At 70.6% G+C, this 12,936-nt stretch carries 11 protein-coding genes; 1 reads left to right on the plus strand and 10 read right to left on the minus strand.

All coding sequences use genetic code 11. From position 1 onward, the window contains the following. Positions 1-8: 8 nt before the first annotated feature. The 7 genes from MICNX66_RS11510 to rsmI all read right to left on the minus strand — a co-directional run bounded on the left by MICNX66_RS11510 (position 9) and on the right by rsmI (position 8,274). Positions 9-1,709, minus strand: coding sequence for an ABC transporter ATP-binding protein (locus MICNX66_RS11510; protein WP_187664195.1), 1,701 nt, complete (start codon positions 1,707-1,709; stop codon positions 9-11). 5 nt (positions 1,710-1,714) lie between these two features. Continuing rightward, entirely contained in the window at positions 1,715-2,647 is a 933-nt protein-coding gene (locus MICNX66_RS11515; RefSeq protein ID WP_187661997.1) for an ABC transporter permease, read from the minus strand. Further along, positions 2,644-3,624, minus strand: coding sequence for an ABC transporter permease (locus MICNX66_RS11520; protein ID WP_187661998.1), 981 nt, complete (start codon positions 3,622-3,624; stop codon positions 2,644-2,646). The genes MICNX66_RS11515 and MICNX66_RS11520 overlap by 4 nt, the downstream gene beginning before the upstream one ends. After that, positions 3,621-5,285 (minus strand): ABC transporter substrate-binding protein, encoded by a 1,665-nt coding sequence (locus MICNX66_RS11525; protein ID WP_187661999.1) that lies wholly within the window; start codon positions 5,283-5,285, stop codon positions 3,621-3,623. The genes MICNX66_RS11520 and MICNX66_RS11525 overlap by 4 nt, the downstream gene beginning before the upstream one ends. 157 nt (positions 5,286-5,442) lie before the next feature. Beyond that, entirely contained in the window at positions 5,443-6,537 is a 1,095-nt protein-coding gene (locus MICNX66_RS11530) for a LacI family DNA-binding transcriptional regulator (RefSeq protein ID WP_187662000.1), read from the minus strand. Between the two features lie 205 nt (positions 6,538-6,742). Beyond that, a complete protein-coding gene (locus tag MICNX66_RS11535) occupies positions 6,743-7,399 on the minus strand; it encodes a class I SAM-dependent methyltransferase (RefSeq protein ID WP_197971841.1) in 657 nt (218 codons plus the stop codon). 53 nt (positions 7,400-7,452) lie between these two features. Next, entirely contained in the window at positions 7,453-8,274 is an 822-nt protein-coding gene (gene rsmI / locus MICNX66_RS11540; protein WP_187662001.1) for a 16S rRNA (cytidine(1402)-2'-O)-methyltransferase, read from the minus strand. Between the two features lie 96 nt (positions 8,275-8,370). Here rsmI and MICNX66_RS11545 point away from each other — a divergent pair, with 96 nt between their 5' ends. Continuing rightward, positions 8,371-9,924 carry a dolichyl-phosphate-mannose--protein mannosyltransferase gene (locus MICNX66_RS11545; RefSeq protein WP_187662002.1) on the plus strand — a complete coding sequence of 518 codons (1,554 nt, stop codon included), beginning with the start codon at positions 8,371-8,373 and terminating at the stop codon, positions 9,922-9,924. A gap of 22 nt (positions 9,925-9,946) precedes the next feature. Here the strand turns inward: MICNX66_RS11545 and MICNX66_RS11550 are convergent, their stop codons facing one another. The 3 genes from MICNX66_RS11550 to hisC are packed head-to-tail and all read right to left on the minus strand — an operon-like array spanning position 9,947 to position 12,904. After that, a complete protein-coding gene (locus tag MICNX66_RS11550) occupies positions 9,947-10,426 on the minus strand; it encodes an Lrp/AsnC family transcriptional regulator (protein WP_144882465.1) in 480 nt (159 codons plus the stop codon). 1 nt (position 10,427) lies between these two features. Beyond that, a complete protein-coding gene (locus tag MICNX66_RS11555) occupies positions 10,428-11,819 on the minus strand; it encodes an amino acid permease (RefSeq protein ID WP_187662003.1) in 1,392 nt (463 codons plus the stop codon). Then, on the minus strand, positions 11,816-12,904 hold the full coding sequence (hisC, locus tag MICNX66_RS11560) for a histidinol-phosphate transaminase (protein WP_187662004.1): 1,089 nt from the start codon (positions 12,902-12,904) through the stop codon (positions 11,816-11,818). The genes MICNX66_RS11555 and hisC overlap by 4 nt, the downstream gene beginning before the upstream one ends. Between the last annotated feature and the right edge of the window lie 32 nt (positions 12,905-12,936).

A 12,936-nucleotide genomic window follows, 5' to 3' on the forward strand; every position in this document is an offset into this window, starting at 1 on the left:
CCCGGGCCTCAGCGGGCGCGGGCGGGGTTCGGCACGGCGTCGAGCAGTTCGACCGTGTACGGGTCCTCCGGATGCTGCAGCACCTGGGAGGTCTCGCCCCGCTCGACGACGCGGCCACTGTTGAGCACGAGGATGTTCTCGGTGACCAGACGCGCGCTCAGCAGATCGTGCGTGATGTAGAGCATGCTGATGCCCCACCGTTCGCGGAGGTCCTCCAGCAGCGCGAGCACGCCGGCGCGGAGGGACACGTCGAGCATCGACACCGGCTCGTCCGCGATCAGCACCTGTGGGTCGCTCGCGAGCGCCCTGGCGATCACGACGCGCTGCCGCTGCCCGCCGGAGAGCTGGTGCGGCAGCTTGGCGGCGAACTGCTCGACGGGCGTCAGGCCCACCGTCTCCAGCAGTTCGAGCACACGGGCCCTGGCCTCCGCCCCGCGCAGCCTCGTGTAGTTCACGACCGGACGGGTCAGCGCGTACTCGACGGTGTGCAGCGGGTTCAGGGCCGCGTACGGATCCTGGAACACCATCTGCACGTCCTTGCGGAGGTCGCGGAGGCCTCGGCGCTTCAGTGACGCGACGTCGGTATCGCCGAAGCGGATGCTGCCGGAGGTCGGCTTCTCGACCCCGGTGAGCATCTTCGCGATCGTCGACTTGCCCGAGCCGGAGGCACCGACCAGCGCCAGCGCCTCCCCCGGCTCCAGGCGGAAGGACACGTCGTCGACCGCGACGACGGGATCCTGTCCGCGTCGCGGAGCCGGATAGCGCTTCGAGACGCCCTCCACCACGATCGCAGCGTCGGCGCGGCGGGCGGCGCGCGGCGACACCGTCGGCAGGGTCTCGGTGACGTCCGTACGGCTGCGCCCCTCCCGGCGACGGGTGCCGAGATCGACGAACCCGGGGATCTCGATCTTCTCGGCGCGCGGGTCGGCGTAGTGACTCAACAGCATCCGGGTGTACTCGTCCTGCGGACGGTGCAGGATGTCCTGGCTGGAGGCATCCTCCACGATGCGCCCCTCGTGCATGACCATCACCCGGTCGGTCGCCTCGAGGACGATGCCGAGGTCATGGCTGATGAGGATGGCCGTGAACCGCTCGGACCGCTGCAGCTCCTGGATCGTGTCCATGACCGCGTGCTGGACGAGCACGTCGAGCGCCGTGGTGGGCTCGTCGAACACCATCAGCTGGGGTTCGAGCGAGAGGGCGAGGGCGATCGAGGCGCGCTGCCGCATGCCGCCGGAGAGCTCCCCCGGGTACCGGTCGAGCACCTCCGGCTTCAGCCCCACCTTGCCGACCAGCTCCCGCGCCCTGGCCTCGCGCTGCTCCCCGGGCACATGGCCGTGCGCGGCGAAGATGTCGCGGAAGTGGTTGCCCACGGTCCGCACGGGGTTCAACGCATTCATGCCGGACTGCAGCACCATCGCGAAGCCGCCCTGCCGCTGACGCCGCAGCTCCTCGGCGTCGAGCTCGCGGATGTCGCGGCCGTCGAAGAGGATGCGTCCGCCGCTGATGCGCGCCGGCGGCTTCTGCAGCCGCGTGAGCGCGAAGCCGAGCGTGGACTTGCCCGACCCGGACTCGCCGACGAGCCCGACGAACTCGCCGCGCCGGAGCGCGAACGACACGTCGTGCACGGCCGGCACCGGCACCTGCCCCGGGGAGGCGTACTCCACGGACAGCGACTGGACGTCGAGGAGGATGTCGTCGTGCTCCATGGCGCTCATCGGCCCTTCCCTTCGCGGAGGCGCGGATTGGAGATGCCGTCCACGCCGAAGTTGATGAGTGTGAGGCTGAGGGCGAGCAGCGCGATGCACAGACCGGGCGCGAACAGCAGCAGCCACTGGCCGGTGAGCAGGGAGTTCGAGTTCTGCGCCCAGTAGAGCATCGTGCCCCAGCTGACGATGCTGGAGTCGCCCAGCCCGAGGAACTCCAGCCCCGCCTCGGCGAGGATCGCCGCCGTCGCCGCCCCGAAGAGCGTCCCGGCGATGATCGACGTCATGTTCGGCAGGATCTCCCGGAAGACGATGCGAGCCCTGCTGTCGCCGGAGAACTGCGCCGAGGTGACGAAGTCGTTGCCGCGGAGGGACTGGGTCTGGCTGCGCAGCACGCGCGCACCCCACGCCCATCCGGTCACGACGATCACGGCGATGATCATGAGGATGCCGCCGTTCTGCAGGTAGGCGGCGATCACGATCATCAGCGGAAGGCCGGGGATCACGAGGAAGAGGTTCACGATGAACCCGACGACCTCGCCCGCGAAGCCGCGCATGTAGCCCCAGCTCAGTCCGATGAGCACGGCCACGATCGTGGAGAGGAGCCCCGCCGCGAAGCCCACGAGGAGGCTGACCTGCGCTCCGTAGATGAGCTGGCTGAGCACGTCCTCCCCTGCGGCGGTCGTGCCGAGCCAGTGCTCCCACGAGGCGTCGGCGTTCCGCGGGAAGCCGTTCTCCTTCGGCCCGTAGGGGGCCAGGAACGGGGCGAACACGGCGACGAGCACGAAGAACGCGAGGAGGCAGAGGCCGATGCGGGCCTTGCCGTTGGACCACAGGGTGCCGACCATGCGGCCGACGGCGCGCCAGGGGCTGGGCGCCGCGATGCGGTCGGTCGGGACCTTGACGGTCACGGTGCTGGGGGTGGGGTTCGGGGTCGTCATCGTCGAGTCCTCGGGTCGAGAACCCCGTAGAGGATGTCCACGAGGAAGTTGGCGATGAGCACGCTCACGGTGATCATCAGGAAGAGCGCCTGCATGAGCGGGTAGTCCTGCCCGATCACGGCGTTGAACAGCAGGTAGCCGATGCCCGGGTATCCGAACACCTGCTCGACGAGGATCGAGCCGCCCACCACGCCGCCGAGCGTGAGCCCGAAGCCGGTGAGGTTCGGCAGGATCGCGTTGCGGGCCGCGTAGCGGAGGGCGATGGTGCGACCGCGGAGGCCGTTCGCCTCGCCGAAGGTGATGTAATCCTCGCCGAGCGTGTTGATCATCGCGTTGCGCATGCCGATGATCCAGCCGCCGAGGGAGGTGAGCAGGATCGTCAGCGCGGGCAGGAACGCGTGCCGGACGAGGTCGACGATGAAGTCCCAGGTGAACCCCGGGGTGGTCGTCGCCGAGTAGGCGCCGGTGGTCGGGAACCAATGCAGCACGTAGCCGAGGAAGAACAGCAGCAGCAGCGCCGTCCAGAAGTACGGGAACGTGCTGAGGAACGACCCGGTCAGCGTCGGCAGCGAGTCCAGCCACGTGCCGCGCCGCCAGGCGGCCATCACGCCGATCAGCGTGCCGATCACGAACGCGAGGATCGTGACGATGCCGACGAGGCCGAGCGTGTAGGGCAGCGCGGTGGAGACCATGCTCGACACGGTCTGCGGGTAGAACGTGTACGAGACGCCGAAGTCGAGCCGGACGACCTGGCCGAGGTAGGCCACGTACTGGTCCCACATCGAACCGGTCGGCACCCCGAGCTGGGCCTCGATCGCGGCGCGCGTGGCGTCGGAGACCGGACCGTTCTGGGAGAGCTTCGCGATCGCGGCGTCGGCGGGAGAGCCGGGCATCAGGCGGGGCAGGAAGAAGTTCAGGGTGATCGCGGCCCACAGGGTGAGCACGAACAGGCCGATCTTCTGGAGGACGTACTTCACTGGTCTCCCCCGTCCGTGCGCTTCAGGTGGGTGAAGATCCCCAGGGGCGCCGAGTCGTAGTTCTGCGGGATCATGTACGGATCGTCCGCGGAGGGCCAGCCGGTGAACTTCGCGTCGTTGAACAGGCCCCAGATCCCGCCGTAGTACATGCCGATCACGGGGACCTCCTCGTACACGATGCTCTGCAGCTCGTGCACGATCTCGGTCTGGCGGTCGGGATCGATCGTCGCGCGGAACTCCTCCAGGAGGGCGTCGGCCTCCGGCGAGCGGTAGCGCTCGAAGTTGTTGGTGGTCACCTCGCCGGTCGGCACGTAGAAGTCGCTGGAGAGCAGGCTGTTGTAGGCCTGGTACACGTCGCCGTTGCCCATGCCGCCGATCGCCATCTCGAAGTCGCCGGTGCCGATCGCGCTCTGGTAGCCCGCGGGCTGCGGGAGCTTGAGCGACACCTTGACGCCGATGTCTGCCAGCTGCCGCTGCACGGTCTGAGCGGCGCGCGTCCAGTCGGAGAAACCGTTGGCGGTGGTCAACGAGAACGCGAGCTGCTCGCCGTCCGGGCCGACGAGCTGGTCGCCCTGGAGGGTGTACCCGGACTCGGCGAACGCCGCGAGCGCGGCGTCGCGGTCCTGCGCGAGCATGCCTTGATCGGGGATCTCCGGGTCGAGGTACTGCTCCTGGTTGGGCAGGATGAGCCCGGTCTGCCCTGCGGGCTGCATGTACCCCTCGGAGGCGGTCTCCGCGATCTCCTCCCGGTCGAGCGCGAGCGCGATGCCGCGGCGGACGTTCACGTCGTCGAAGGGCGCGACCTCGAGGTTCGGCACGAGCGAGATGACGCCGCCCGGCGGGAACCACCAGGTGTTGTCGGGACTCGCCGCTCCCCAGGTGCCCTCGACGTCGGAGATGAAGGAGTAGGCCCAGTCGTAGCCGCGGGTCACGGTGTCGAGTTGCGTGTTCGTGGCGGGCAGGATGATGTGCTCGATCTCGATCTTGTCCGCCTGCCAGTAGTCCGGGTTGCGGTCCATCGAGTACTGCTGGTCGTTGTAGTTGCCGAGCACGAACGGTCCGGTACCGACCGGCTCCTCGTTGCGCCAGGTGGCCGGGTCCTTCACATCCGCCCACAGGTGCTCGGGGACGATCATGGTCTGCCCGAGGATCGACAGCGACGGCGCGTCGTCGCTCTGCAGGTGGAACACGATGTCGTCGCCGTCGATCTCGATGCGGTCGATGTGCTGCCATGCGCCCTTGATGTCGAGCGAGGGCTCGTCCTTGATGAGCTGGAACGTGAACGCCACGTCCTCCGGGGTGAGCGCCTCGCCGTCGCTCCACTCGACGCCGTCGCGGATCGTCATCACGATCGTGCGGGCGTCGGGCTGGGTCCACTCGGACGCGAGCCACGGGGTGAGTTCGCCGTCGAGCGGGTTCACCAGGATGAGCGGCTCGTAGATCCACCGCGAGGCGGTCCTGGTGTTGGTGAGGTAGGGGTTGAAGTTCTGCGTGAAGAACGGGTTTCCCTTGTCGGCGTTGATGAGCATCGTGTCGTCGCCGATCGACGGGTCGGGCTGCGAGCTGATCTGGATGCTGCAGCCGCTGAGCGCGACCGCTGCGGCCGCGAGCCCCACGACGGCGGCGCGGCGCCAGCGTCGGAAGGTGTGCGTCTCTGCCACTGGATGACCTCATGTCGTCTCTGTCATGAAGGGCGCCCCGGGGGGGTGGGGAGTCCTGCCGGCCGAAGCCGTACACCAGATTGTAAGCGCATACATTTTGAATCGGCAACCCCATGATGAGCCAGGGGGTCCTCCGGGGCGGCGCGGTCGCGGCGACTCAGGCCGGGCGCGTGGAGCTCTCGCGGAGGAGGATCTGGAGGGGCAGACGCGTGGTGAGCGGCGGGGCGTCCGGCTGCTCCAGCCGTCGCGCGAGCACCTGCACGGCCGCGCGTCCGAGCTCGATCATCGGCTGCCGGATCGTGGTCAGCGGCGGCGACACCAGGGTCGCCGCCTCGATGCCGTCGAACCCCGTCACGAGCACGTCGTCCGGCACCTGCACGCCCGCAGCACGGAACACGTCCATCGCCCCGAGGGCCATCTGGTCGTTGGCGGCGATGAGCGCGGCGGGCACGCCGTCGCGCGTGAGCTCCTGCCCGGCCCGGCGCCCGGAGGCCCGTGTGAAGTCGCCCCGCAGCACGCGCACCGCTGCCGGATCACGCCCCGCTGCGGCGAGCGCGGTCGACACGCCCTCCCACCGTTGCTCCGCGTCCGGCGAGTCGGCCGGCCCGGCGAGGAACGCGATCTCCCCCTCCCCGACCTGCGACAGCACATGGCGGGTCAGCTCCCCCATCGCCTCGGCGTTGCTCACCGTGACATGGTCGTAGGCATCGCCCCGCGGCGGCCCGGACAGCACGACCACCGGGATACGCCGCCCCAGCCGCGCCAGCACCTCGTCCGGCACGCTGCGGGCGAGCACCATGAGTCCGTCCACCCGGCCGGCCATGTCGCGGACGGTCGAGCGGTCGGGGTCGTCACGTCCGACGCCCACCATGAGCACGAACCCCTGCTTCCACGCCTCCAGCTCGGCCCCCCGCAGGACTTCGTCGAGGAACAGCATCGAGGAGTGCGGCGCGTCGGCTTCGTCCGACACGACCGTGAACGGCGGGCGAGCAGCGGCGGACAGCACGTCGAGCGGCGGGGCGTCCTCGGCGGCGTCGAACTGGGGGAAGTACAGCCCCAGCACCCCCGTCCGACGCTCGGCCAGACCCCGCGCACTGCCGCTGGGGACGTAGCCCAGCGCGGCGACCGCGTCGAGCACCCGCTCTCGGGTCACCGGACGGACGGCATCCGGCGAGCGCAGCACACGCGAGACGGTCGCGATCGACACTCCGGCGCGCTCGGCGACGTCGTACACCGTCGCGGCCTTGCTCACGCGTGCTCCTCTCCCCCGCGGTTCTGGTTCCGGTTCCGGTTCCGGTTCTGGTTCCGGTTCTGGTTCTGGTTCTGTCAGCGTAGGACAGTCTCCCCCGGTGCCCCCGTCCCCTCCCGCGCGCGGGCGCAGATTCGCGTCGGTGTCGCACGGATGGTGCCAGAACCTGCGACACGGTGCAGATCTGCGACGCCGGGCTGGGGCCGGATCAGGAGCGGAGGGCGAGGAGGGCGCCGTGGGGGCGGGAGCTGATCTCGCCGGGCTCTCGCTCGCGGGCCTCGGACCACTGCAGCTCGAGGTCGGTCGCGGCGAGCAGCGGGGACAGGGCCTCGGCGGTCCAGAAGAACGCGGGTGCGACCGCATGAGCGAAGGCCGCCCGGGGTTCGCCGACGAAGTATCCGAGGAGCAGGCTCCCGCCGGGGGCGAGCACTCGCGCGAGTTCGGCGAACACGTCCGGGAGCTCCGCGGGAGGCGTGTGGATCACCGAGTACCACGCGAGGATGCCGCCGACCGTGCCCGATGCCTGCGGCAGCGTCCGGAACGACCCGTGATGGAACGTGAGGTGCGGACACCGAACCCTCGCCCCGTGGATGAAGGCCGTGGAGAGGTCGATCCCCTCGACGTCGCGCCCGGTTTCGAACTCTGCGCCGTCACCCCCGTGGAGAAAGGCCGTCCAGTGACCGGGACCGCACCCCGCGTCGAGCAGCATCCCCGGGGTCTCATCGCGCCAGCGGCGGATGAGCTCGCGGTCGCGCGGATCCATCAACCCCAGGTCCCCCGCGACCTCCCGGTACTCCGCGGCCCTCTCGTCGTAGGCTCGCGCGACGGACTCCCCGTCGGCGGGAGGTCGCAGATCCGGGTCCACGTCGCACGCCTCCCCGGAATCCCTGCGACCGGGGTGCGAATCTGCGACGGGAGTCACCGTGACCGCGCCGCGAGGGCCGTCTGATACAGGTCTCGGGAGGACAGGCCCGTCAGGGCCGCGACCTCGGAGGCCGCGTCCTTCAACCGGGTGCCGTCCGCGACCAGGGCCTGCACCTGAGCGAGGGCGTCCTCCGGCGAGGCCTCCCGCCGCGGCGCACCCTCGACGACCACGACGATCTCGCCCTTCACCCCGTCGGCGGCCCAGGCTGCGAGCTCGGACGCGGTGCCGCGACGGACCTCCTCGTACAGCTTCGTCAGCTCCCGGCACACGGCGATCCGGCGGTCTGCGCCGAACGCTGCCCCCATGTCGGTCAGCGTCGTCGCGAGGCGCGAGGGCGACTCGAAGAACACCATCGTGCGGGGCTCGGCGGCGAGGGCGGAGAGGGTCGCCCGGCGCTCCCCCGGCTTCCGCGGCAGGAACCCCTCGAAGGTGAAGCGGTCCGTGGGAAGCCCCGAGATCGCCAGGGCCATGAGTACCGCGCTGGGTCCGGGAATGGCGGTCACCGTGACCCCCTGCGCCACGGCCTCGGCGACGAGACCGTATCCCGGATCGCTCACGGTCGGCATCCCCGCGTCGCTCAGCACCACGAGGTCGGTCTCCGCGGCGAGCGCGGCCAGCTCCGCGGCCTTCTGCTTCTCGTTGTGGTCGTGCAGCGCGATCAGCCGGGGCCGGTTGTCGATCTTCAGGGCCTGCAGGAGTCGCTGTGTCGTGCGGGTGTCCTCCGCGACGACGATCTCGGCGTTCTCCAGCACCTCCACGAGTCGCCGCGACGCATCGCCCAGGTTTCCGATCGGGGTCGCGGCGAGGATGATCACCCGCCCAGCTTAGGCGTGGGTCTGCGTCGGGGCCGTCGGAGCGGACCGGTGCCGGCATACCGGAGGCACAGGGCGGAGTGTGTCTAGGCTGGACCGGTGACCGCGCCCGAGCCCCTGCTGCCCGCCCCCGAGGAGCGGCTCACGCGCTACGAGCGGCTCCGCGACCGCGTGCTGCACGCCCCGGACTGGGGCCGGGCGATGGGCTGGCTGGCCCCGCTGCTGATCACCGCCCTCGCCGCGGTGCTGCGCCTGGCGAACGTCGGCCATCCCCATCAGCTCGCCTTCGACGAGACCTACTACGTCAAGGACGCCTGGTCGCTGTGGAGCCTCGGCTACGAGGGGGTGTGGGGAGAGAACGCGAACGACGCGTTCATCACCCTGCAGGAGCTCCCCCTGACGAACAAGGGTGCGTTCATCGTGCACCCGCCGCTCGGGAAGTGGCTGATCGCGCTGGGCATGGCCATCGGCGGACCGGACAACAGCGCCGGCTGGCGTCTCGCGACCGCGGTGCTCGGCGCAGCGTCCGTGCTGCTGGTCTACCTCATCGCCCGACGCCTGACCGGCTCGGTCGTGGCGGCGACCGTGGCCGGCACGCTCCTCGCGATCGACGGCCTCAGCATCGTGATGAGCCGGATCGCGCTGCTCGACGGCATCCTCACCTTCTTCGTGCTGCTGGGCGTGCTGTTCGTGCTCATCGACCGCCAGCACACGATCCCGCTGCTCGAACGTCGGGATCCGGACGACGAGGATCCGCTGTGGGGACCGATCCTGTGGCGCCGTCCCTGGCTCGTCGCCGCGGGTCTCGCGCTCGGCGCCGCCTCGGCGGTGAAGTGGTCGGGACTGTACGTGCTCGCGGGCTTCGGCCTCTACGTCGTGATCACCGATGCCCTCGCCCGGCGCCGCGGCGGGGTCGTCGTATGGCCGGCATCCGCGGTCTTCCGGCAGGGGCCGGTGTCGTTCGTGCTCCTCGTCGTCCCCGCGCTCGCGGTGTACCTCGCGAGCTGGACCGGATGGCTGGTGACGGCGAACGGCTACGACCGCGGCAGCGATCCGAACCCGCTCGTCGCGCTGTGGAACTACCACGAGGCGATGCTCGGCTTCCACGTGGGCCTCACCCGAGGACACCCGTACGCGAGCCCGGCGTGGGAGTGGCCCTTCCTGCTCCGCCCGACGGCGGTGTGGGTGGACAGCGACCCCACCGGCTGCGGCGTCGACCACTGCATCGGCGTGATCTCGGCGATCCCCAACCCGCTCATCTGGTACGGCGGCGTCGCGGCCAGCGTGTACCTGCTCTACCGCCTCATCCGCGGCTGGATCACCCGACAGCCGGTCGGCCCGGCCCTGAGTCTTCCGCTCGTGGGGCTCGCCGTCACCTACCTCCCCTGGCTGATGTTCCCTGAGCGGACGATCTTCCAGTTCTACACGGTCGTCATGATGCCGTTCCTCGTGCTCGCGCTCACCGTCACGCTGCGGATCATCGCGGGGCGCCGCGAGGATCCGCTCGTGCGCCGCCAGTCCGGAGAGCGGACCGTCCTGATCTTCCTCGGCGTCGTCGTCCTCGTCTCGGCGTTCTTCCTGCCGCTGTGGACGGGGATGAGCGTGCCGTACGACTTCTGGCGCCTGCACAACTGGCTGCCCGGCTGGGTCTGACCCGCCGCGCCGTGAACCCCGGTCAGGGGATCTCGTCGGCCACGTGCTCCACGAGCGGGAGCACGCGACCGGAGAGATGTGTGCGCATGGCGATCGAGGACGCCGTCCGCGCGACGCCCGGCACGAGGGCGACCCGGTCCAGCACCTCCTGGAGCCGGGTCGCGTCGCGCGCGACGAGCCGGAGCTGCATGTCGCTCGCGCCGGTCACGGTGTGCATGTCGACGATCTCCGGCACCGCGTCCGCGAGGGCCGTCGCCACATCGTCGTGCCCGACCTTCTGATCGATCTCGACGAGGCAGAACGCCACGACGCCATAGCCGAAGCCGGCGGGGTCGATGCGCGGCACGATCGCCTCGATCACCCCGCCCTCGTGCAGCCGCGCGAGACGGCTGGTGGCCGTCCCTCGCGCGATGCCCAGCCGGCGCGCGCACTCGAGGAGAGGCAGCTGCGGCGACTCCGTCAGCAGCCGGATCAGCGCGGCGTCGAGGCGATCGATCCGCACGTCACTCCCTGACGATGCCGGGGCGGGAGACGCCCCGCGTCAGGCGGGCGACGACGAGCAGCACCGCGGTGAGCCCGAGGGTGAGCAGCAGCTGGATGCGCGCGGCCGGGTCGATCATCGCGAGCGCGATCACGGCGGCCAGCAGCACCAGGCACAGCCACGACACCCAGGGGAAGCCCCAGAGCCGCATGGGCATCGCCTCGCCGGCACGGTCGGCCCGACGTCGCAGCACGATCTGCGAGATCGCCGTCGCCGTCCAGATCACCAGCAGCGTCGACCCCACGACGTTCAGCAGCGCCGGGAGCACGACGTCCGGGAACGCCCAGTTCAGTCCGACGGTGACGAACCCGAAGGCCACCGAGGCGAGCACCGCGACGAACGGGACGCCCTTGAGGCTCGTCCGGGTGACGGACAGCGGCGCCAGTCCCCGCTCCCCCAGCGAGTACGCCATCCGGGAGGCGCCGTAGATGTTGGCGTTCATGGCCGAGAGCAGCGCGATCACCACGATGAGGTCCATCACGAGACCGACGCCCGGGATGTTCAGGGTGTCCAGCACGGCCGAGAACGGACCGGCCTGCACGGCGGGGTCGTCCCACGGGAGCACCGCGACGATGACGAAGATCGAGCCGACGTAGAAGATGAGGATGCGCACGAGCACCTCGCGCACGATCCGGCGGATGTTCCGCGCGGGGTCGTCGGACTCGGCTGCGGCGATCGCCACGACCTCGGTGCCGCCGAACGCGAAGACGACGATGAGGAGCGCCGCCGCGATGCCGGTGATCCCGTGCGGGGCGAAGCCGCCCTCGTCCACGAGGTTCGAGATCCCCGTCGCCGGCACACCGGGGATGAGTCCGACGATCGCGCACACGCCGACGATGAGGAAGGCGATGATCGCGGCGACCTTGATCGCCGCGAACCAGAACTCGAAACGGCCGTAGTTGCGCACGCCGAAGAGGTTCACCGCGGTGAGGGCGACGACGAAGACCAGCACCCAGACCCACGCGGGGATCCCGGGCACCCAGTTCGCCACGATCCCGGCCGCGCCGGTCGCCTCGGCGGCGATCACGACGACCAGCTGGATCCAGTACAGCCAGCCCACCGCGCTTCCGGCGCTGCGCCCCATGGCCTTCTGGGCGTAGGAGCTGAAGGCGCCGGAGCTCGGGCGGGCCGCGACCATCTCGGCGAGCATCGCCATCACGAGCACGACGATGCCGCCCGCGACGAGGTAGGAGATCAGCACGGCGGGTCCGGCGATGCTGATCGCCTGCCCTGAGCCGACGAACAGCCCCGCGCCGATCGCGCCGCCGAGCCCCATCATGGAGATCTGGCGGCGGGTGAGGCCCGGGTGCAGGCCCTTCGTGGTCGTCGTGGTGACGGGGACCTCCGTGGTCATGCGCTCACCTCCATCAGGTCGGAATCGTGGTCGGAGGTCGCGGCGGCGAGGGCGGCTTCGACCCGGTCGATGTCAGCGGCGGAGCCGGATGAGATGCGGATGCCCTCGCCGGGGAAGGCCCGGGCGACGACACCCCCTGCGTGCAGGAGGGCGTCGAGGTCGGCGGTGCGGTCCCCCGCGGGAACCCAGACGAAGTTGGCCTGCGAGCGGACGGCGGGCCAGCCGGCCGCCGTGAGCACGGTGTGCAGCCGATCGCGCTGCGCCACGACCTCATCGATGCGGGCGCCGAGCTCGTCCTCCGCAGCGAGGGAGGCGAGAGCCGCGGCCTGGGCGAGGTCGGTGACCCCGAACGGCACGGCCACCTTGCGCTGCGCCTCGGCGATCGCGGTGGGGGCGATCGCGTAGCCGATGCGGAGGCCGGCCAGGCCGTACGCCTTGGAGAACGTGTGCAGCACCGCGACGTGCGGGTGCCGACGGAACAGCTCGATCCCGACACCGCGGCTGTCCGTGCGGTCGAAGTGCACATAGGCCTCGTCGATGACGACGAGGACGTCGTGCGGCACCGCGGCGACGAAGCGCTCCAGCGCCTCGGCGTCGACGACGGTGCCGGTCGGGTTGTTGGGGTTGCACACGAACACGAGACGCGTGCGCGGGGTGATCGCGGCGCGCATCGCGTCGAGGTCGTGTCCGTGGTCGGCGTCCAGCGGCACGGCGACGGGCGTGGCGCCCGCGATCCGGACGAGCGAGGGGTACGCCTCGAAGGACCGCCATGCGAAGACGACCTCGTCGCCCTCGCCGGCGACCGCGTGGATGAGCTGGGCGGCGATCTCCACCGACCCGGCGCCGACGGTCACCTGGGCCGGGTCCACGGCGTACCGGGCGGCGAGCGCCTCCCGGACCGCGGAGGCGCTCATGTCCGGGTAGCGGTGGATGCCGGCGACCCGGTCCTGCACGGCCTGCACGACGGAGGGCAGCGGCGGGTGCGGCGACTCGTTCGAGGAGAGTTTGGAGGCACCGGCCGGGGCGGAGCGCCCCTGTCGGTAGGCGGGCACGGCGTCGAGGCCGGCGCGGGCGGAGAGGGTCATCGTCAGAGCATCCTTGCTGTGATCCGAGAGGG

The sequence above is a fragment of the Microbacterium sp. Nx66 genome (assembly GCF_904066215.1).
GTDB lineage: Bacteria > Actinomycetota > Actinomycetes > Actinomycetales > Microbacteriaceae > Microbacterium > Microbacterium meiriae.